General features: G+C 52.8%; 17 protein-coding genes. 11 read left to right on the forward strand and 6 right to left on the reverse strand.

All coding sequences use genetic code 11. The features are described from left to right. Positions 1 to 12: 12 nt before the first annotated feature. The 3 genes from Q9292_RS07695 (at position 13) to Q9292_RS07705 (ending at position 3197) form a co-directional block, all read left to right on the forward strand. Positions 13 to 1479: a sensor histidine kinase gene (locus tag Q9292_RS07695; protein ID WP_313986525.1), complete on the forward strand. Its 1467-nt coding sequence runs from the start codon at positions 13 to 15 to the stop codon at positions 1477 to 1479. Next, positions 1406 to 2221, forward strand: coding sequence for a ferritin-like domain-containing protein (locus tag Q9292_RS07700; RefSeq protein ID WP_313986527.1), 816 nt, complete (start codon positions 1406 to 1408; stop codon positions 2219 to 2221). Before Q9292_RS07695 ends, Q9292_RS07700 begins: the two co-directional genes overlap by 74 nt. Before the next feature lie 262 nt (positions 2222 to 2483). Further along, complete coding sequence (locus Q9292_RS07705) at positions 2484 to 3197, forward strand: EAL domain-containing protein (RefSeq protein ID WP_313986529.1); 714 nt, start codon at positions 2484 to 2486, stop codon at positions 3195 to 3197. 89 nt (positions 3198 to 3286) lie between these two features. On the opposite strand, the gene Q9292_RS07710 is transcribed toward Q9292_RS07705, so the two are convergent. The 3 genes from Q9292_RS07710 to Q9292_RS07720 form a co-directional block, all read right to left on the reverse strand. Further along, complete coding sequence (locus Q9292_RS07710; RefSeq protein WP_313986530.1) at positions 3287 to 5839, reverse strand: DUF2309 domain-containing protein; 2553 nt, start codon at positions 5837 to 5839, stop codon at positions 3287 to 3289. A 36-nt stretch (positions 5840 to 5875) separates the two neighbouring features. Beyond that, on the reverse strand, positions 5876 to 7411 hold the full coding sequence (locus tag Q9292_RS07715) for an NADH-quinone oxidoreductase subunit L (RefSeq protein ID WP_313986532.1): 1536 nt from the start codon (positions 7409 to 7411) through the stop codon (positions 5876 to 5878). 74 nt (positions 7412 to 7485) lie between these two features. Further along, the gene (locus tag Q9292_RS07720; RefSeq protein WP_313986534.1) at positions 7486 to 7701 is read right to left on the reverse strand and encodes a hypothetical protein; all 216 of its coding nucleotides are present in this window, start codon (positions 7699 to 7701) and stop codon (positions 7486 to 7488) included. 120 nt (positions 7702 to 7821) lie between these two features. Here Q9292_RS07720 and Q9292_RS07725 point away from each other — a divergent pair, with 120 nt between their 5' ends. The 3 genes from Q9292_RS07725 (at position 7822) to groL (ending at position 10840) form a co-directional block, all read left to right on the forward strand. After that, positions 7822 to 8715: a LysR family transcriptional regulator gene (locus tag Q9292_RS07725; protein WP_313986536.1), complete on the forward strand. Its 894-nt coding sequence runs from the start codon at positions 7822 to 7824 to the stop codon at positions 8713 to 8715. A gap of 151 nt (positions 8716 to 8866) precedes the next feature. After that, positions 8867 to 9184 (forward strand): co-chaperone GroES, encoded by a 318-nt coding sequence (locus Q9292_RS07730; protein ID WP_313986538.1) that lies wholly within the window; start codon positions 8867 to 8869, stop codon positions 9182 to 9184. Between the two features lie 36 nt (positions 9185 to 9220). Continuing rightward, positions 9221 to 10840 carry a chaperonin GroEL gene (gene groL / locus Q9292_RS07735; protein ID WP_275355999.1) on the forward strand — a complete coding sequence of 540 codons (1620 nt, stop codon included), beginning with the start codon at positions 9221 to 9223 and terminating at the stop codon, positions 10838 to 10840. A gap of 99 nt (positions 10841 to 10939) precedes the next feature. Here the strand turns inward: groL and infA are convergent, their stop codons facing one another. From infA to serB, 3 genes are all read right to left on the reverse strand, one after another. Beyond that, positions 10940 to 11176: a translation initiation factor IF-1 gene (gene infA / locus Q9292_RS07740; protein ID WP_018985872.1), complete on the reverse strand. Its 237-nt coding sequence runs from the start codon at positions 11174 to 11176 to the stop codon at positions 10940 to 10942. A 70-nt stretch (positions 11177 to 11246) separates the two neighbouring features. Then, positions 11247 to 11453, reverse strand: a complete 207-nt coding sequence (locus Q9292_RS07745; protein ID WP_194748312.1) for a cold-shock protein — start codon at positions 11451 to 11453, stop codon at positions 11247 to 11249. Between the two features lie 390 nt (positions 11454 to 11843). Further along, on the reverse strand, positions 11844 to 12683 hold the full coding sequence (serB, locus tag Q9292_RS07750; RefSeq protein WP_194748313.1) for a phosphoserine phosphatase SerB: 840 nt from the start codon (positions 12681 to 12683) through the stop codon (positions 11844 to 11846). Between the two features lie 160 nt (positions 12684 to 12843). Between serB and Q9292_RS07755 the strand changes: the two genes are divergently transcribed. The 5 genes from Q9292_RS07755 (at position 12844) to Q9292_RS07775 (ending at position 18471) form a co-directional block, all read left to right on the forward strand. Next, positions 12844 to 13614: an elongation factor-1 alpha gene (locus tag Q9292_RS07755; protein WP_194748314.1), complete on the forward strand. Its 771-nt coding sequence runs from the start codon at positions 12844 to 12846 to the stop codon at positions 13612 to 13614. Positions 13615 to 13752: 138 nt separating this feature from the next. Next, positions 13753 to 14922, forward strand: coding sequence for an ADP-forming succinate--CoA ligase subunit beta (sucC, locus tag Q9292_RS07760; RefSeq protein WP_313986544.1), 1170 nt, complete (start codon positions 13753 to 13755; stop codon positions 14920 to 14922). Between the two features lie 2 nt (positions 14923 to 14924). After that, positions 14925 to 15806, forward strand: coding sequence for a succinate--CoA ligase subunit alpha (sucD, locus tag Q9292_RS07765; protein WP_194748316.1), 882 nt, complete (start codon positions 14925 to 14927; stop codon positions 15804 to 15806). Positions 15807 to 15816: 10 nt separating this feature from the next. Beyond that, entirely contained in the window at positions 15817 to 16839 is a 1023-nt protein-coding gene (locus Q9292_RS07770) for an ankyrin repeat domain-containing protein (protein WP_194748317.1), read from the forward strand. Between the two features lie 30 nt (positions 16840 to 16869). Further along, entirely contained in the window at positions 16870 to 18471 is a 1602-nt protein-coding gene (locus Q9292_RS07775) for an NAD+ synthase (RefSeq protein WP_194748318.1), read from the forward strand. Positions 18472 to 18527 lie beyond the last annotated feature (56 nt).

Raw genomic sequence — 18527 nt, forward strand, 5'->3', positions numbered from 1 at the left:
GGTGAGCAGACCATGATGCCCCCGCTTTCGCTCAAAAGCCAGCTGCGCTTGTGGCTGTTGCTGCCCATGCTGGTTGTGCTGGGCGTTTCTGCCGCCTTGTCTTACTCGCGCGCCCTGCTCTACGCCACACAGGCCTACGACCAGGCCTTGTTGCGGACTGTGCTCGCGCTGGCAGATGAGGTGATTATTGACAGCCACAACCAAGTCAAAATTGAGATCCCCGAGGTCGCCAGCCATTTGCTCAGCTATAACGAAGGCGATCACATTTACATCAAAATCAGCGACCCCAAGGGTAAACTGGTGTTTGGCGAAGCGCATTTACCCTTACCCAAGCAACTGCCTGCGGGCAACCAGCAGGTTTACTATAACAGCCACTACAAGGGCGAAGCGATCCGCGCCGTGACCTTTGGCCTGCCAGAGAGCGAGGCGGCCAATGCGCGCAACATTCTGATCAGCATGGCCGAGACCACGGGCAAACGGGATGCCATGGTGGCCGAAATGGTCGAAGAAATGCTGTTGCCGCAAGTGCTCATGATGCTGTTGGCTGCCATTGTGATTGAGTTGGGCATTTATTTTGCCCTCAAACCCTTGCAAGACCTCAGGGAATCTTTGCACCAACGCTCTTACCGTGACCTGAGCGCGCTGGATACGCAAGCGACGCCAAACGAACTGCAACCCTTGCTGCAAGCGATGAATGCGCTGCTCGCACGGGTCAAGGCAGGCTTGCAACAGCAGCAGCAATTTATTGCCGATGCCTCACACCAGTTGCGCACACCGATTGCCGGGCTGCAAACCCAGGCTGAACTGGCCTTGCGCAGCCAGCCGCCTGAGGCCATTCAAGAGCCGCTTAATTACATGCTGCGCAGCACCACCCGCTTGTCACACCTGATACAGCGGCTGTTGACCATGGCCAGAACCGATGCTGCTGTTTCGCAGCTGCAATTTCAGCCAGTGTCACTCACCAAAATCATTTCAGATGAATGTGCGCGCTGGATTGGGCCAGCCAGTAACAAACAGTTAGAGCTCGATGTCATGATTGAAACCCAGCAGGATCAGGTGCTGGGCGATGCGCTCATGCTCTCTGAACTCTTAAACAACCTGCTGGAAAACGCCATTCAATACACCCCCAAACAAGGCCTGTTGCAGATCCGATTATCGCAAGCGGGAAAATTTCTGGTGCTGGAAGTGGCAGACAGTGGCATTGGCATTCCTGCCGATCAAACCACCCTGGTTTTTGAGCGTTTTCACCGGCTGGACCCGAATCAGGGCAATGGCTGCGGCCTGGGGCTCGCTATCGTGGCCGAAATTGCCGAACATCATAACGCCAGCATCACAGTCACTCCGGGGCTGGCACATCCTGTCAGTGGTCACATTGGCAGCCAATTCACGGTAAAATTCGAACGCTATGACGAACGACTGCCTGAGAACCCGCGCCCTGCAAACCCTGACCCTAAGGGACCCGCAACAAAAATGTCTTGAGGTCGCTGCCCTGTGGCAAGCCTGCCTCACTGGCGCGCTGAAAATCTGGCCACAGCAGGCATTATCCGCAGACGACCAGAGTATTCCCGGCCGGCCTGAACGCCCGGCGCTGGTGGCGCCGGCCAAAGTGCAGCGCCGAGCCATGAACACGGCCGAAGGCCGCGCCGCCTTGATTCATGCATTGGCGCATATCGAATTTAATGCCATCAACCTGGCCCTGGATGCGGTCTGGCGCTTCGCCGACATGCCTGAAGCGTATTACCGCGACTGGCTGCAAGTGGCCAAAGAAGAGGCTTATCATTTTTCGCTACTGCGCCAACATCTGCAGCAGCTGGGCTTTGATTATGGCAATTTTGATGGTCACAACAGCCTGTGGGAGATGGTCGAAAAAACCCAGGCCGATGTCCTGGCCCGCATGGCGCTCGTTCCACGCACCATGGAAGCCCGTGGCCTGGATGCCACCCCACCGCTCAAACAAAAACTGTTACAAGCTGGCGACCAGGCCGCCGCCGCCATCCTCGATATTATCCTGCGCGATGAAATCGGTCATGTCGCGATAGGCAATCGCTGGTTTGGCTATTTGTGTGATCAACGCCAGCTCGACCTGGTGGATACCTTTGAACAATTGCGCCAACAATACCATGCGCCCAAACTGCGCCCACCCTTCAATCTTGCAGCACGCAAACTTGCCGGCTTCACCGATATTGAGCTCGCCTATTTGAATGGGGATTGCAGTGCGTAGGAATTATCGTGAGCGGATCAACAAAGCATACATATACAAGCTTTGTTGAATTATATGAGCATCAAATATAATGCTTTTCAACTGATCAAGCTGCAACGGTGCGTATTAATATCCCTAAAGTATTAAATTTATTTTTGAGTTTCATCGCCTAGCTGGAACGACCGCATCCCATCAGGTAGCAAGAAGCTGGTGACTGCGTACAGGAGAACCCTAAATGCAATGTGGAAAATGCAATCCTCAACACCTGGGGATAGACTTTTCAATGGCGTTTCAACCCATTATTGCCTTCGAGCGCAAACGGATTTGGGGATATGAAACATTGGTACGTGGCCTGGAAAACCAGCCCGCGGCGTTCATTCTGGATCAAATTGACGCCTCCAGTATCCATAGCTTTGATCAAACCATCCGCTCAAAAGCCATCAGGCTCGCCAATCAGTTACATTTTGACCAGATTCTGTCCATCAATTTTTTACCAAACGCAGTCTACAACCCTGAAAACTGTATTCAATCCACTCTCGCCGTGTGTGATGAACTCGGTTTTGATAAAAAGCGCATCATGTTTGAGGTGACAGAGGCAGAAAAAATCACCGACCATGCGCATTTAAAAAACATTTTTACCGAATACAAGAAACATCAATTTCTGACCGCGATTGATGATTTTGGCGCGGGTTATTCTGGCCTGAACTTACTGGCTGAATGGCAGCCAGACATTATCAAGCTGGACATGAACCTGATCCGCGACATAGACCAGAATAAAACCAAACAACTGATTGTGAAAAGCATCCTGGATGTGTGTCGCGGACTCAATATCGAGGTGATTTCAGAGGGCGTCGAGACCCGCGCTGAACTCACGGTACTGGTCGATTTTGGCATCGACCTGTTTCAAGGCTATTATTTTGCCAAGCCCTTGTTTGAAGGGCTGCCAACCGTGGCTGAAGACTGTTTTAGCCTGGCTCGCTCACCTGACCCAAGATAGCTAAAAAATCACTCACTTGCCAGCATGCATCCATCACCGGTCTTTAGTAAACGACCTCAGGCATGCATACTGACAAGATGAAGACTGACTCAAACGGGCTGCGTCATTTCAGCAAAATCCAGTGCCTGCCATTGCCCGGCAACATACCGCCAACGTTGCCCATCCTCTTCACACCACAGATGTAACCAGCCATGGTTGACCAGATGGTTAATGACCGCATGCCTGCCGATAATCTGGTCAATCTGTCTGCGGCTTGCCACAATCACCACCGTCAAGCGGAGCGGTTCATGCATCCACTGCTGGCCATCATGCAATGACTGTTTTGAGAGACCGATTCTGAGGTCACCGCCGTTGCCTTCAAACACGCCGATGCGGCCACCGACGACGTTATGTAACAGCTTGTTTCCACTCCCAAGCTTGACTGGCTCACAGGTCGAGGCATGGTACTGCCAGTTAATCCAGTGCGTCACCAGCATGGGGGCCGTCATCAGTTGTTCCAATAACGCCCCTTCAATATCCGCCGCCGCATCATACTCATGCAAAAATGCCCGCCCGGCCAAATTCAAATGTCTGGTACGCGCCCGGGGGGCCAGAATAAATGCCGCATTGTTGGCCAAGCCCCATTCCGGCCGGGTCTGCGCAGCGTCATTGGCACGCTGGCGAAAAGCTTTGAACAAACGACCGGCATCGATGGCTTTTGTTGACTGCATTGAGGTAGAGGCTAACTGTGCCCGTACAATTTCACCAGCAGCGGTAAACAGCTCAGCCGCCTGCTGCCAGCGAGTGTGCGTTGCGGCTGGCAGCAGATCAAGATCAAAGCCTTGCAACGCTTGTGTGGTAGTGTTGTGCAAGGCGGCAACAAACCAGGTTTCGGCGGGGATCGCCATGCCCATACTTGCCAGCTGTGCCCTCACCTCGGCATCATTGAGCATGGCAGCCAAGGCACGCGTGTTTACCTCGCCAGACTGTCCACAACATGCGCCGCAATCGAGGCTGGAGGCATGTGCATTGTTTTTGCTCTGGCTGGCATGCCCCACCAGTAATACCAGGGGCGCCAATCCGCTGGTCAGGCCTAAACTGTTGAGTACCCGCGCAGCAAGCTCGGCTTTTTCGACCACGCTCACCGCTTGTAACTGAGGCCGGGTCAATGCGCGGTATTTTTTCGGCAAGCCATGTTGATCAAGCGAACTGCGGGCATGCAATTGCGGCTTGATCATGGCTAACAAGGGTTTCAAAAACAGTGGGCCCGCGCTCTCTACCAGCGAAAAGGCCGCTCCAGGATATTTGCTCAGTCGGCTGACCTGGCCAGACAGCATAAAATTGCTGAGCCGCTTTTGGCCGACTTTTAGCTGTAGCGCTTTGCTACCGGCCTGTGCCACTTCGCTCACCGTCTCTGAACCGACAAGGACTTGATCACGGACAGTTAAGCTAGGGGCCAGCAGGCCCGGCAACTGTGGACGCTGATAGTCGGAAGCAAAAGGCTGATAGGCAATTGGCAAGCCAAAAAAGCCCGCCGCGCCCAGCGTTTGTATATTGGGTGACAATGATTCTATTGCCCGCCGGATCGGTTCACTGCGTACATCAATACAAAATGCGGCCTGAATCAGTGGCCTGGGTGTCGGTATTGCAGCCTCCGGCACCTGGCTCAGTTGTTGCGCCAGCTGGCGCTGATAACCGATTTCCAGTGCCAGCTGCCAGACCTCATCCACTTGCAATGCCTGTTCTGCAGCTTGAATCTTTTCAGCCACATGCTGCCATTTTTGCTGGATGACCCTAATGGCGCTGTTGGTTGCATTGAGGCCTTTGCATTGCATTAAAATCACGCCCCATGCCAACCGAATCGCCAGCAAATCACGCAAGCTGTCATCACTCTGGCCTTGTAATCTGGCTTGCCAATCCAGATAAGCACACCAGGATGCCCAGCCATTCACCGTGAGCAATACCGCCTCAAAATAATCGGCCAGCACGGCCTCATCCAGGCCCAGCGCCTCGACCACCCAGCGTTCAGCCTGTTGGCGATTGCGTGGCAAATAATCCAGAAACTGGTGGATGTTGGGCAAGCCCATCAACACACCGATGCCATGGTCATGCACGATCATGTCACGCCAGAACTGGTACAAGCCACCTGCACGCTCAGGCTGCCAGTCTGACTGGTCCCGGTCAAAATACGCGGCACAAGTCTGGCTGACCTGATGCGTAATCGCATCGCGCCAGGTCAAGCGCTGAAACCGCTGGGCATCGTCATCGAGCACATCTATCAGTAGCGGTAATTGGGTAATGGCAAGCGGCGCCGATAACAGGACCACTGCCTCTGCAATCGTGGTCTGCCTGAGCCCGAGTTGTGTCATGGCCTGGGTTAAGTCCTGTGCAGACATGCGTCCTTGCTGCCAGGCATGTAACAGATGACTTCTGGCCGGAAACACTTGCAGATCGCCTAGCACAGCCATGCGTGCCGCTACAGTCCTCACTGGCAAGTGGACTCTATTCCAATGCGGGTTTACTGCAATCGACTGATCCAGCGGCCAGGTAGGCGCAATACTGTCGCACGCACGCTGGCAGGCCTGGTCTATCACCTGCTCACGGATAGACTGTGTTTGCCCATGGTGACGCCCTGGGAATACTTGGTCTTCAATAAAAAACATCTTTTGGTTCCTTATCCATTCATTTCAGAAGCGCGCCTAGTCATTGGCATGCGTGCTTTTGCCCCAACTAACCGGCCATAAACGCAAGACCCATCGCGTGTAAAACTCATCCAGATAAAACCCGGCATAGACTGAGCGATGCAGCACAGCCAACCGCGCAGGCATCTGCTGGATCATGGTCGTGGCAAGGTACAGCATGAGCATGGCCAGCACACTTATCCATCCGCCCGTAGGGGAAGGCTGATCGTGTATCCCGAGGGGAAGCAGGTGAAACACCACACTAACGGCGGTCAACCCCATGGCAAGCACACTGCCAAATAGCAGGGCTTGCAGTTGCAGGCGCAGAGTCACTGCCTGCCCGACCTGCTGCCACAACACTGGAGCCCAGGCCAGCGCCAGTATCAGGCTCCACCAGGCTGGCCACAGCTGGGTCCCCGAGACCGCCTGTACCCCGAACACAATCAACATGGTCAACACCGGGGCAAGCAACATGCTCAACTTGGCAAAGGCCGCTTTACCCGCCATCTGCTGCAAGCGTGTGTGTGTGACAATGTCGGCGGCGGACAAAAAGGCATAAGCCTTGTAAATCGAGTGTCCGATCAGGTGCAGCGCCGCAAAGGTGTATAGCCCCAGCGCGCATTCCACTATCATGAAGCCCATTTGTGCCACGGTGGACCATGCCAGCCTGACCTTGATACTGACCCGGGTAAACATGACCAGCGAGGCAAACAGGCATGTCACCAGCCCAACCGCTAACAATACATGTCTGGCCAGTGTTGCCTGTTCGAACAAGGGGGCAAAGCGGATCAAAACATAACCAGACAGGTTCACCACACCGGCATGTAACAAGGCAGAAACAGGCGTCGGTGCTTCCATCACCTGGATTAACCAGCCATGCACTGGCAGTAATGCCGTTTTTAAAATGACCACCGCCACCAGCAGCATGGCACACCAGCTACTGAGCTGCGACAAGCCATGCATGCTGACATGTGAAAGAAAGACTGAAATCTGTACGCTTCCGGTTTCAACATAGGCGATCATGGCCGTCAGCAGCAACAGACTATCCGCCAACACATCCGCCACGGTCTTTTTGTGCGAAGCCAACAGTGCAAACGGCCGGTCTGCATAAAAACACAGCAAGTGCTTTAAACACACGCCAATGGCTGACCATGCCGCGACAAACAACAACCAGTGATCAGCAATCAGCAGCACATGCACACTGGCAAGGACCAGGCTTAAAGCGGTGACAAAGCTTTTCTGATTGGCCTCACCTTCGAGGTATCTGGCAGAAAAATGTCCGATCGCCCACCCCAGCAATTGCACCAAACAAGCCAACAGCGCCTGCAGAGGGGACACAGCAATGCCAAACGCACTGAAAAAATTGCCAGGCAACGACTGGACATGCAGACACACGGCTGCGGCGGATATACCTGCCGCCACAAGCGCCACGCTGAGCAGACGCTTAAACAGTTGCCAGCCACGGTCATGTTGCCAGGGTAGTACTCCACTCAGCAGCCCAGCCAGCCACATGATGGCTCCGGGTACCAGTGCAAAATAAATGACAACGTCCATTAACACGGCCTTTCATGACCAAAAAATACATTGATAAAACAGAACATAAAATACACTTTAATAGAAGATAAAGATTAACCGGAGGTAGGCCCATCAATCGCTACAGATTGTTGGGTGACCACCTCTTGCACCGACGCGCTTGTCGTCGGCTCACCCTCTATTGGCGCCCAGACTTCAGGCAGTAATTCAATTAGAATTTCGCCCTGGGTGACCACCTCCTCACCATTTATTTCTATGTTCTTGGGATAAACCGTCACTGTTCGACCATCAATTTCAAGCCGCTTCATCATCACCATTTCACCTATCTAACAATATTAAAAAACTAAATAGCGGGTGATGCAGATTTTGACGGATGATTTTAATTAGGTAAAATATATAAATATTAATTTTATGTTCTATTTTATTTATATATGGCGAGACTCAATTATCATCACTTGCAATATTTTTGGCATATCGTGAAAGTGGGTAGCTTGACCAGGGCAGCAGAAAAATTGCATATCTCGCAATCCGCGCTGTCTTCACAGATCAGACAACTGGAAGAAAGCCTGGACTGCGCATTGTTTTTACGACAAGGGCGTAAACTGGTGTTGACGGAGTTCGGTAATTTGGCGTTTTCCTATGCAGATTCGATTTTTACCAAAGGCATAGAACTCGAAAACCTGCTGAGAAAAGGCATTGCGTCTGAGAGTCAAACGTTGCGGATTGGTGTGCTCTCTACCATGTCCAGAAACTTCATCGAGAGCTTTGTGGAGCCGTTACTGAATCACTCGGAGATCAAACTCGAAATTTCTGCCAGCGGTCAAACCAACTTGCTCAATGCGCTTTCGAATCACCAGATAGACCTGGCGCTCACCAATATCGAAGTGAGAGGCAATACTGACCAGTTATGGGAGTGTATTCTGCTAGACCGGCAACCCATCAGTGTGATCGGCCCGGCAGAGATTGAGATCAAACACGGATTTTCGGCCAAATATGCGGAGTACAACTGGATTTTGCCCAATCAGGACAGCCCGATTCGGGCGGCCTTTGATGGCTTGTGCGCCTTGCATCACCTGGAACCTCACATCGTGGCCGAAGCGAATGACATGGCGATGTTGCGGCTGTTAGCGCGCGACAGCCGGGCACTCACCGTCATGCCGGAGGTGGTGGTTAAAGACGAGTTAAAAAATGGTGTGCTCAAATCCTTCACGCAACTGGAAGGGATTTTTGAGAATTTCTATGCAGTCACGATCAAAAAACATTTCCGCAAGTTTGAAATCAGCCAATTGGTGAATCAGTTTCTAGTCAAAAAAAGAGCGCTCTAGCCCTCTTGAAATTTTTTTGCGCATCCCTATTTTCACGGTATCAGCAACTCTGCTGATACCTTTTCGCCACTGGAGGCATGATTGCCAGTTGCGTCTGCAAACGTCTCCAGTGGTGGTTTTTGTTGAACTTATTCGCTAAGGAGAATTGAACATGAATATTCGTCCCCTGTATGACCGCGTCATAGTCAAGCGAGTCGAACAACAACGTACGACCGCTTCCGGCATTGTGATCCCAGACACGGCTGCAGAAAAACCCGAGCAAGGCGAAGTCATCGCTGTCGGGAGCGGCAAGTCCCTTCAAGATGGCAGCCTGAGAGCACTGGCAGTGAAGGTTGGTGACCATGTCTTATTTGGCAAATATGCCGGACAAACAGTCAAACTCAATGGCGAAGAGGTATTAGTCATGCGCGAAGAAGACATTCTCGGTGTGATTGAACCCGCCTCTGCCGATCTCAAAAAAGTCGCTTAATCACTTTGTTGCTAAGAGAGAAAGGAGAATTGAACAATGGCAGCTAAAGATGTGAAGTTTCATGACCACGCCCGTCAAAAAATTGTAAAAGGCGTGAATATCCTAGCCGATGCGGTCAAGGTCACCCTGGGCCCCAAAGGCCGCAATGTGGTGCTGGAGCGCAGTTTTGGCGCCCCGGTGATTACCAAAGATGGTGTTTCGGTCGCCAAAGAAATCGAGTTGCAAGACAAGTTGGAGAACATGGGCGCGCAAATGGTGAAGCAAGTCGCGTCTAAAACCGCGGATGTCGCAGGTGACGGTACGACTACCGCCACCGTACTGGCGCAGGCGATAGTGCAAGAAGGCATGAAGTCGGTGGCCTCAGGCATGAACCCGATGGACCTCAAACGCGGCATAGACAAAGCGGTGGCTGCGTTGGTGGATGAGCTCAAAGTGATGTCTAAAGCCATCACCACCAATAGAGAGATTGCCCAGGTAGGCTCTATTTCTGCCAACTCGGATACCGCCATTGGTCAGATCATCGCCGATGCTATGGAAAAAGTTGGCAAGGAGGGCGTGATTACGGTAGAAGAAGGCAAGTCACTGCAAAATGAGTTGGATGTGGTGGAAGGCATGCAATTTGACCGCGGCTACATCAGCCCCTATTTTGTGAACAATCCGGACAAACAGGTGGCGGCGCTGGATGAGCCGATGATTTTGTTGTATGACAAGAAAATCAGCAATATCCGCGACTTGTTGCCGACGCTGGAAAACGTAGCCAAAACCAACAAGCCTTTGCTGATCATTGCCGAAGACGTGGAAGGCGAAGCGCTGGCGACACTGGTCGTCAACAGCATGCGTGGCATCCTTAAAGTAGCTGCCGTCAAAGCGCCAGGCTTTGGTGATCGTCGCAAAGCCATGCTAGAAGACATTGCCATCCTGACCGGGGCCACCGTCGTCTCAGAAGAAACCGGCATGCAACTGGAGAAAGTCAGCATCGAGCATTTGGGCCGTGCAAAACGAGTTGAGATACACAAAGAAAACACCGTGATAATTGATGGCGCTGGCGACCAAGCCAAGATTAAAGCCCGTGTGCAGTCTATTCAAACCCAAATTCAGGAGACCACTTCTGACTACGACAAGGAAAAACTGCAAGAGCGCGTGGCCAAACTGGCTGGTGGTGTCGCCGTGATTAAAATCGGTGCGGCCACCGAAGTCGAAATGAAAGAGAAAAAAGACCGTGTCGATGACGCCCTGCATGCAACCCGCGCTGCGGTGGAAGAAGGCATCGTCCCTGGCGGCGGTGTGGCTTTACTGCGGGCTCGCAGCCGTATCGGTGCCCTCAAGGGGGATAATGATGATCAGGATGCTGGTATCCGCATCGTGTTGCGCGCAATCGAAGAACCCTTGCGCGCGATTGTGAAAAATGCCGGAGAAGAGCCTTCTGTGGTCATCACCAAAGTGCTTGAGGCAACGGGTAACACCGGCTACAACGCCGCGACAGGTGAATATGTGGATATGGTGGAAACCGGTGTGGTCGACCCCACCAAAGTGACTCGCACCGCGCTGCAAAATGCCGCCTCGATTGCCGGGCTGATTTTGACCACCGATGCGACCGTGGCCGAATTGCCCAAAGAGGACAAAAAAACGCCTGCGATGCCTGAGATGGACTACTAAGCGCGATCAGCGTGATGCCATCAACGATAAAAGCCCCGCAAGGGGCTTTTTTTCTAGCTGAGCAAGATCAACTGCACGCCGAAAAGAGCAGCAGATGACTCAAGCAGGTCTTCTGGGCGGCAGATGCCTGAACGTAATGCGTCCCTTGCCCATGTCGTAAGGCGACATTTCGATGGTGATTTTATCGCCCGCCAAAATACGTATTTTGTGCTTGCGCATTTTGCCGCCGGTGTAGGCAGTCAACTGATGCCCATTGTCCAGCGTCACGCGATAACGCGCATCCGGCAACACTTCAGTCACTGCGCCCTGCATTTCAATCAATTCTTCTTTAGCCATGCGATTCCTTTTTCAATAATGAAAAAAGCCCGAAACCGGGCTTTTTACTGCGCCACTTAGTCAGGCGTGACTATGCAATCACCTGAATCGCAGAAGCTTGTTTGCCTTTAGGGCCAGTCGTTTCGTTGTATGAAACGCGCTGGTTATCCGCCAGGCTTTTAAAACCTGCTGATTGAATCTCGGAAAAGTGAGCGAACAAATCATCGCCACCCTGATCTGGAGTAATAAAACCAAAACCTTTTGCATCGTTAAACCATTTGACAATACCTGTAGCCATATCTAAATCCTTTGTAAAAAATGAAAGGGAAACCCCTTGGAGGGCGAGGCACAAGTAAGCGGGATTAACGAGAGAACCAGAAGATACCACCAGAGAAAACAACAATGCTTGAACGTCGCGTGCAACCACTATGCGCTTTATGCACCACAATAGCAAATATTATTTTCAAAAAAACCAAAATAAATCAAATATTTATTTAAGCATTTATCCCGAAAAGCATTCAATACGCGACAAATCGCATCATCAAAAAACTCAAGGCATCGCCTGTGGACAAGCGCAGGCCTCATTTGGCTAAATAAAAAGCGCCCAAGCCACCCTTGAATGCTTTATGTTAGGTGGCGATGACTCGAGAGCAGAATTCTGGAATCATGGAGCAACCGTGCAGATGAGTTAGACCGATAGCAAGCTCGCTACGCCATCCAGCCCCACTACATTGAGCGCATACATGGCTTGCTGTTGCACCACTGGTTTGGCGTGATAAGCCACGCCCACCGCGGCAACCGCCATCATTTTGAGGTCGTTGGCACCGTCACCAATCGCAATCGTTTGTGCGGCCGACAGGCCCAACTGATCACGCAGTTTAGTGAGTTCATCGGCTTTGCGCTGGGCATCGACGATCTCACCAAGGACCTGGCCGGTGAGTTTGCCGTCTATGATTTCCAGCGTGTTGGAGACCGCGTAATCCAGCCCCAAGGTCTGTTGGACATGGTTGGCAAAAAAGGTAAAGCCGCCAGAGACGACCATGGTTTTGATGCCGTGTTGCTTGCAGGTATTGATCCAGGCTTGCGCGCCGGGATTAAAACGAAGGCGCTCATCAATCACGCGTTGCAATGCGGTCGCTGGCAGGCCTTTGAGCAAGGCCACACGTTTACGCAGGCTGGCAGAAAAATCCAGCTCGCCACGCATGGCGGCTTCGGTGATCTCGGCGACCTGCGGTTTGAGGTTCATCATGTCGGCAATTTCATCAATGCATTCAATGGAGATCAGGGTGGAGTCCATATCCATGACGCACAAGCCCATGTGTTGCAGCCTATGAGTGTCTTGCACCAGCGCGCAGTCTATCTGCTGACTGGCGCAAAAAGCCTTCACTTCCAGATAATCCGCTTCTGGCACCGGCAAATAGTAGGCATGTTCGCCCACTTGCATAAACTGCGCATGCCCGCCCACCAGGCCATGAAGATGGGAAAGATGAGCCATGGTGATGGCCGGCCCTTGAACCACTAAACGCATGATCACTACCGTCGATTAAAAAACTGGATTATAGCAGTTGCCCTTGCATCGCATTGATAAGCGTGCTTTTTTGGGAGTATTTCTGTTTTTGGATTGCCCCTGGCAATGATATGCTTGGCAAAAATTAAAACTGGTTAAACTCAACACCCTAGGGATTACAATGAAACAAGACGCACAAACGCTGCCATGGCTGAACCTGCCTAACCTGCCCTTACCGCTTAAAGCCCTGTTTATTGGTTATCTGCTCGTGATTGGCGTCGGCCTGTGTATGGCTGGCCTGCAAATCATGCTCACGCACGGTATGGCCGATGGCAAATTCGGCTTGTCAGTGAACGATATTGTCTACAGTTATTACGGCGACCGCAGTGGCACCAAACTGGCGAGCAAGCTCAATGGCTCCATGTCGGACAAGGCCCCCCTGGAGGTCCGCCAGGACATTATCAAATGGGCGCAACAAGGCGCGCCACAAGACCAATGGGAATCACACTTCAAGCAGGTGTTTGCGCAGCATTGCGTCATGTGCCACAGCAACATCCCCGGCATCCCCAACTTTAACAACTATGATGAAGTTAAGGCGCGCGCAGAGGTGAATGAGGGCGCAACGATCAGCGGCCTGACGCGGGTATCGCATATACACCTGTTTGGCATCAGTTTCATTTTCTTTTTTATCGGCCTGATTTTCAGTTTTGCCGTGAATGTGCCTAAACCTGCCAAAATCATTGCCATCGCCTTCCCGTTTGCTTTTCTGATTATGGACGTGATGTCGTGGTGGCTGACCAAGTTGTCACCACACTTTGCCTGGTTAACGATTATCGGTGGCATTGGCTACAGCCTGGCCTCCAGTTACATGTGGGTGATCAGCATGTATCAAATGCTGGTACTGTCCCGCAATGGCAAAGTCTACGGCAATGCCTGGGCGCAGGACTTATAAGCATCGCATTGGTTAACGCTATCGCGTTAAATACGTTTAAAAAACCGCACAGTTGTGCGGTTTTTTTATTTGCAGTCTAGCCTTGATAGGGTATTTGCGCGAAAATAGATGCTTAACTATCAAAACCTCTGAATTTTCATGAATCTGCACGAATACCAAGCCAAACAACTCCTGCAAAAATATGGTTTGGCCACACCGGCTGGCCTGGTCGTTCAATCCGAAGAAGCCGCTGCGGCAGCCACCAAAGAACTGGGCGGTGAAGCCTGGGTGGTCAAGGCCCAGGTGCATGCCGGCGGTCGCGGCAAAGCGGGTGGCGTCAAAGTGGTTAAATCTGCATTAGAAGCGCAAACCGTGGCAGGTAGCCTGCTTGGCAAGCATTTGGTGACTTACCAAAATGCGCCTGATGGCCAACCCGTGCATCAGGTGCTGGTGGAGCAAACCCTGCCGATTGCACGTGAGCTTTATCTTTCGATGCTGGTAGACCGCACGCTGGAACGCGTGGTTATGGTCGCTTCCAGCGCAGGCGGCATGGATATTGAAGAGATTGCGGCCACCCAGCCAGAAAAAATCCTGCAGGAAGTCTGTGACCCGCTAAATGGACTGGTGGACTTTCAGGCGCGCAACCTGGCGTTTGGCTTGGGCCTGAGTGGTGACCAGATTGGCGCGTTTACCAAGCTGGCCAAAGGCCTGTACAAATTGTTTAAAGACAATGACTTGTCACTGCTCGAAATTAACCCGCTGATTGTAACCGCTGAAGGAAAACTGGTGGCGCTGGATTGCAAAATGACGGTAGATGACAACGCACTTTACCGTCAAAAACCGTTTGCAGAGATCCGTGACTGGTCACAAGACGATGCCAAAGAAGCGGAGGCTCACCATAGCGGCCTCAATTACATTGCCTTAAATGGCAACATTGGTTGCATGGTGAACGGCGCTGGCCTGGCCATGGCAACCATGGACTTGATCAAGCTGCATGGCGGCATGCCTGCCAACTTTCTGGATGTCGGCGGCGGCGCCACAGCTGAGACCGTGACCAAGGCCTTCAAAATCATCCTGGCTGACGCTAATGTGAAAGCGATTCTGGTCAATATTTTTGGCGGCATCATGCGTTGCGACATCATTGCCACCGGCATTATCACTGCAGTCAGAGAGGTGGGCATGACCATTCCGGTCGTGGTGCGGCTGGAAGGGACCAATGTCGCATTGGGCAAGCAGATGCTGCGTGAGAGTGGCCTGAATATTATTTCTGCAGAAGGGCTGACCGATGCCGCCCAGCAAGCAGTCAACGCAGTGAACAAGGGTGTGTAGTCATGGCGATTTTAGTCAATAAAGATACCAAAGTATTGTGCCAGGGCTTTACCGGCAAACAAGGAACGTTTCATTCCGAACAAGCGCTGGCTTATGGCACCAAAATGGTGGGTGGCGTGACGCCAGGCAAAGGGGGTCAGCGCCATCTGGAGCTGCCCGTATTCAATACCATGCGCGAAGCCGTGAAGGAGACCGAGGCCAATGCCAGCGTGATTTACGTGCCGCCGCCATTTGCAGCTGACTCCATTCTGGAAGCCGCAGATGCAGGCATTGAGCTCATTGTCTGTATCACCGAAGGCATTCCGGCTCTGGACATGCTCAATGTCAAAGCGGCGCTGCGCGCCAATGGCACCAAACTGATCGGCCCTAACTGCCCAGGCGTGATCACGCCTGATGAATGCAAAATCGGCATTATGCCGGGCAGCATCCACAAACGTGGCAAGGTCGGCGTCGTGTCACGCTCTGGCACCCTGACTTACGAGGCTGTCCATCAGACCACGGCCCTGGGCCTGGGCCAGACCACCTGTGTCGGCATTGGTGGCGACCCGATCAAAGGCTTGAACTTTATTGAATGCCTGGAACTCTTTCAGAAAGACGCGGAAACAGAGGCGATCATCATGGTTGGTGAAATCGGTGGCAGTGATGAAGAGGCAGCGGCTGACTACATCAAACACCATGTCACCAAACCGGTCGCTGCTTATATTGCCGGCTTAACCGCCCCTAAAGGCAAACGTATGGGCCATGCCGGGGCAATTATTTCCGGTGGTTCTGGCCGTGCAGAAGACAAGATTGCCGCCCTGGAATCAGCTGGCTGTGTTGTTGCAGCCTCCCCTGCTGGTCTGGGTGAGGCCGTCCTCGCGGCCATTCAACGCGCAAACGCATAAAGGAACTGGCATGTATCGTTGCTTACAGGCTCACCATCGCTGGACAGGCATCATTGTTAGCAGCGTACTGCTGATTGGCCTCACCTGGCCTGGCCTGTCTGCGGAGGCCGCCAGCAAAAAACAGATGGCCGAGGACAGCGCGCCTTTTCGCGATGATGAAGTGTCTTACCTGCTCATTGCCGCCGCCAAAGGCGACCTGGCCACGGTCAAAGCCTTGTTAAAAAGCGGCGCCAACCCGAATGTCACCGATGGCGACAAACTGACGCCCATCATGTATGCCGCCCGTAAAAACCAGGCGGAAGTGATCCGCGAGTTGTTAGCCGGTGGCGCCGACATTAATGCCAAAGATCAGGGTGGCTGGACAGCACTCATGTTTGCGGCCAAGAAAAATAATCTGGATGCCGCCAAAATGCTGATGGAAAAAGGTGCCGATGTTAAAGCCCGTGACCCGGCCGGCTGGAGCGCCCTCGGCCTGGCGGCCACCTCCGGCTACAGCGAACTGGTGGGCCTGATTATCGCGCGTGGTTTTGATGCTAATGTGCGGTCTTCGGATGGGAAAACTGTGCTCATGTATGCGGCCAAAAGTGGTGATGTACCCACCATTACCACGGTATTAACCAAAGGCGCTGACGCCAATCTCAAAGACAAGCTGGGCACCACTGCGCTCATGATTGCCGCCCGAGAGGGCCATGCCGCCGCCGTGACCTATTTGGCAGAACATGGTGCCAAAGTGGATGAGGAAGATGAGCATGGCTGGACAGCACTGACCTGGGCGGTGAAGAAAAATCAGCTTGAAGCAGCCAAAACACTGCTTGAGCATGAAGCAGATGCCAACCAGAAAGACAGCGAAGGCACGCCCTTGCTGCACCTGGCGGTGAGCAACAATGCGCCGGAAATGGCGCGATTGCTGCTTGAACATGAGGCCAATGTCAAAACACGTGATCAATACGGTTTGACCGCTTATGTCTATGCCCTCAAAGGCCAAAACCCGGCCATGGTAGAACTGATCAAGGCTGCGGGTGGCAAGTATTAAGCCCTGCAGCCCATCCTGAATGAAAAGCAGATGAAACTTGCAATTGCTCAAATGAACTGCATGGTCGGTGCCATGCAGCAAAATGCGGAACACATTCTGGCGCAAGCCGAAGAGGCTTATCGAGCAGGTGCACGCCTCTTGCTAACGCCGGAACTGGCTTTATGCGGCTACCCTCCAGAAGATTTGCTGTTCAGGCAGGATTTTTATCACGCCAACACGCAGGCACTCAGTTGGCTGGTGCAGCACCTGCCTCACGACATGGCAGTCATTGTTGGACATCCTGATGAAGTGGCAGGCAAACGCTATAACGCGGCTTCGGTGATCCATTCTGGCAGGATACAGGCGACCTATCATAAACACCACTTGCCCAACTACAGCGTCTTTGATGAAGAGCGCTATTTTGAGGCAGGTCAATTGCCCGTGGTGTTTGAATGGCATGGCGTACGCTATGGCGTGCTGATCTGTGCGGATAGCTGGGAGTCAGGCCCTGCCCTGCAGGCCCTGCAGGCTTCGGCACAAGTGCTGCTGACGATCAATGCCTCACCTTACCATCTGCACAAACAACAGACACGTTACCAGGTATTGCGCGACCGCATCCGTGAAACCGGGCTACCCATGGTCTATGCCAATATGGTCGGCGGCCAGGACGAACTGGTGTTTGATGGCGCGTCTTTTAGCATGAACCGGTTGGGAGAACTGGTGCAAGAGCTGCCAATGTTTGAAGCCGGGATGGCTTACCTGACCATAGACGGCACGACCCCTTTGGCCACCGATATTACGGCGCCGTTGGGCACCGAAGCCGCCGTATACAAAGCGCTGGTACTGGGTCTGCGTGACTATGTCAATAAAAACAAATTCCCCGGGGTGGTGCTGGGACTGTCCGGTGGCATAGATTCCGCCCTCACACTCGCCATCGCCGTGGATGCACTGGGTAAAACGCGCGTCAAAGCAGTGATGATGCCCTCTGAATTTACCGCCGGCATCAGCGTGGCAGATGCCGCTGAAATGGCACAACTGGTTGAGGTTGAGTACAGCGTATTACCCATCAAACCGCTATTTGAAGGATTTTGTGCGACCTTGTCTGAGGAGTTTTCCGGCAAGTCTTTTGATACCACCGAAGAAAACCTGCAGGCCCGCATCCGTGGCATGCTACTGATGGCCATCAGTAACAAGTTTGGCAGCCTGGTGCTCACCACCGGCAACAAGTCAGAAACCGCTGTCGGCTACAGCACCTTATACGGTGATATGGCGGGTGGCTTTGCCTTGATCAAGGATGTACCCAAAACCCTGGTTTACAAGCTGGCAACCTACCGCAATGGCCTGAGCCGGGTGATCCCTGAACGGATTATCACACGTGCCCCTAGCGCCGAGCTCAGAGAAAACCAGACCGACCAGGACAGCTTACCGCCCTATGAGGTCTTGGATGCCATCATGGAAGCCTACGTCGAAAAAGACCTGAGCATCGCGCGTATCATCGAAATGGGGTATACCGCCAGTGATGTGCAGCGCGTGACTCGCCTGATTGATCGCAATGAATACAAGCGGCGGCAAGCGGCAGTGGGTGTCAGGATTACAGAGCGCGGCTTTGGCAAGGACCGTCGCTACCCGATCACCTGTAACCTGTCATTTTAAGTGCGCGACACGCAAGGCCTTGTGAGGCATGCACAGGACATTTGTATAAAAAGCAC

This window comes from Methylophilus sp. VKM B-3414 (genome assembly GCF_032248435.1).
Classification (GTDB): domain Bacteria; phylum Pseudomonadota; class Gammaproteobacteria; order Burkholderiales; family Methylophilaceae; genus Methylophilus; species Methylophilus glucosoxydans.

Bases quoted from the DNA above. Each gene is read 5' to 3' on its own strand.
- Q9292_RS07695 (WP_313986525.1), top strand. From the start codon at position 13: ATGATGCCCCCGCTTTCGCTCAAAAGCCAGCTGCGCTTGTGGCTGTTG.
- Q9292_RS07700 (WP_313986527.1), top strand. From the start codon at position 1,406: ATGACGAACGACTGCCTGAGAACCCGCGCCCTGCAAACCCTGACCCTA.
- Q9292_RS07705 (WP_313986529.1), top strand. From the start codon at position 2,484: ATGGCGTTTCAACCCATTATTGCCTTCGAGCGCAAACGGATTTGGGGA.
- Q9292_RS07710 (WP_313986530.1), bottom strand. From the start codon at position 5,839: ATGTTTTTTATTGAAGACCAAGTATTCCCAGGGCGTCACCATGGGCAA.
- Q9292_RS07715 (WP_313986532.1), bottom strand. From the start codon at position 7,411: ATGGACGTTGTCATTTATTTTGCACTGGTACCCGGAGCCATCATGTGG.
- Q9292_RS07720 (WP_313986534.1), bottom strand. From the start codon at position 7,701: ATGATGAAGCGGCTTGAAATTGATGGTCGAACAGTGACGGTTTATCCC.
- Q9292_RS07725 (WP_313986536.1), top strand. From the start codon at position 7,822: ATGGCGAGACTCAATTATCATCACTTGCAATATTTTTGGCATATCGTG.
- Q9292_RS07730 (WP_313986538.1), top strand. From the start codon at position 8,867: ATGAATATTCGTCCCCTGTATGACCGCGTCATAGTCAAGCGAGTCGAA.
- groL (WP_275355999.1), top strand. From the start codon at position 9,221: ATGGCAGCTAAAGATGTGAAGTTTCATGACCACGCCCGTCAAAAAATT.
- infA (WP_018985872.1), bottom strand. From the start codon at position 11,176: ATGGCTAAAGAAGAATTGATTGAAATGCAGGGCGCAGTGACTGAAGTG.
- Q9292_RS07745 (WP_194748312.1), bottom strand. From the start codon at position 11,453: ATGGCTACAGGTATTGTCAAATGGTTTAACGATGCAAAAGGTTTTGGT.
- serB (WP_194748313.1), bottom strand. From the start codon at position 12,683: ATGCGTTTAGTGGTTCAAGGGCCGGCCATCACCATGGCTCATCTTTCC.
- Q9292_RS07755 (WP_194748314.1), top strand. From the start codon at position 12,844: ATGAAACAAGACGCACAAACGCTGCCATGGCTGAACCTGCCTAACCTG.
- sucC (WP_313986544.1), top strand. From the start codon at position 13,753: ATGAATCTGCACGAATACCAAGCCAAACAACTCCTGCAAAAATATGGT.
- sucD (WP_194748316.1), top strand. From the start codon at position 14,925: ATGGCGATTTTAGTCAATAAAGATACCAAAGTATTGTGCCAGGGCTTT.
- Q9292_RS07770 (WP_194748317.1), top strand. From the start codon at position 15,817: ATGTATCGTTGCTTACAGGCTCACCATCGCTGGACAGGCATCATTGTT.
- Q9292_RS07775 (WP_194748318.1), top strand. From the start codon at position 16,870: ATGAAACTTGCAATTGCTCAAATGAACTGCATGGTCGGTGCCATGCAG.